1 rRNA gene is annotated in these 1,490 nt (G+C 58.9%); it reads right to left on the reverse strand.

Annotation, left to right across the window (positions count from 1 at the left end):
* Positions 1-9: 9 nt before the first annotated feature.
* Positions 10-1,490 (reverse strand): 23S ribosomal RNA (locus OU26_RS09315); the annotation flags it as partial.

Below are 1,490 nucleotides of genomic sequence, written 5' to 3' on the forward strand. Positions count from 1 at the left end.
GGTTGGAATGTTGTGTCGCCATCGCCCGTTAGTACCGGTCGGCTCCATCCCTCACGGGACTTCCACCCCCGGCCTATCAAACACGTGTTCAACATGCGGGCTACAACAGTTCAGGACTGTACGGAATCCTAATCTTGGAGCAGGCTTCCCGCTTAGATGCTTTCAGCGGTTATCCCTCCCGAACGTAGCCAACCGGCCGTGCCACTGGCGTGACAACCGGCATACCAGAGGTTCGTCCACCCAGGTCCTCTCGTACTATGGGCAGGCCTCCTCAGGATTCCAACGAGCGCAGAGGATAGAGACCAAACTGTCTCACGACGTTCTGAACCCAGCTCGCGTGCCGCTTTAATCGGCGAACAGCCGAACCCTTGGGACCTGCTCCAGCCCCAGGATGCGACGAGCCGACATCGAGGTGCCAAACCATCCCGTCGATATGGACTCTTGGGAATGATCAGCCTGTTATCCCCGGGGTACCTTTTATCCGTTGAGCGATGCCGCGCCCGTGCGCCGGCACCGGATCACTATCTCCGACTTTCGTCCCTGCTCGGACCGTCGTCCTCGCAGTCAAGCCCGCTTGTGCGATTACACTCGACACCCGATTGCCAACCGGGCTGAGCGGACCTTTGAGCGCCTCCGTTACTCTTTGGGAGGCAACCGCCCCAGTTGAACTACCCGCCAGGCACTGTCCCTGACAAGGATGACTTGTCGAGGTTAGACGTCAAACGAGAACAGAGCGGTATTTCACCTTGCGGCTCCACACGGGCTGGCGCCCGCGCTTCGAAGCCTCCCGCCTATGCTACACAATCCGCGCCTAACGCCAATACCAAGGTATAGTAAAGGTCCCGGGGTCTTTTCGTCCTTCTGCGCTTAACGAGCATCTTTACTCGTACTGCAATTTCGCCGAGCTCCTGGTCGAGACAGTGGGGAAGTCGTTACGCCATTCGTGCAGGTCGGAACTTACCCGACAAGGAATTTCGCTACCTTAGGATGGTTATAGTTACCACCGCCGTTTACCGGGGCTTGAATTCACCGCTTCGTCCCCGAAGGGATTGACGGATCCTCTTAACCTTCCGGCACCGGGCAGGCGTCAGTGCATATACAGCGGCTTTCGCCTTCGCATGCACCTGTGTTTTTGGTAAACAGTCGCTACCCCCTGGTCTGTGCCACCCACCAAGGCTCCCGGCGCGAGGCCGTTCACCCCAATGGGTCTCCCTTATACCGAAGGCACGGGAGTGATTTGCCGAGTTCCTTGACCAGGATTCGCTCGATCGCCTTGGTATTCTCTACCTGACCACCAGTGTCGGTTTGGGGTACGGGCGGCCATGGCCCTCGCGCCGAGGCTTTTCTCGACGGCCTGGACAACCGGATATCGAGCCATAACGGCTCCCATCATCGCACCTCGCCATGCATGCCGCACGGATTTGCCTGTGCGACTGGCTGCGTGCTTGACCACGGAAAACCACCTCCGCGGCCGGCTCCCATTCCGTGTC

The sequence above is a fragment of the Bifidobacterium ruminantium DSM 6489 genome (genome assembly GCF_000770925.1).
Classification (GTDB): Bacteria; Actinomycetota; Actinomycetes; order Actinomycetales; family Bifidobacteriaceae; genus Bifidobacterium; species Bifidobacterium ruminantium.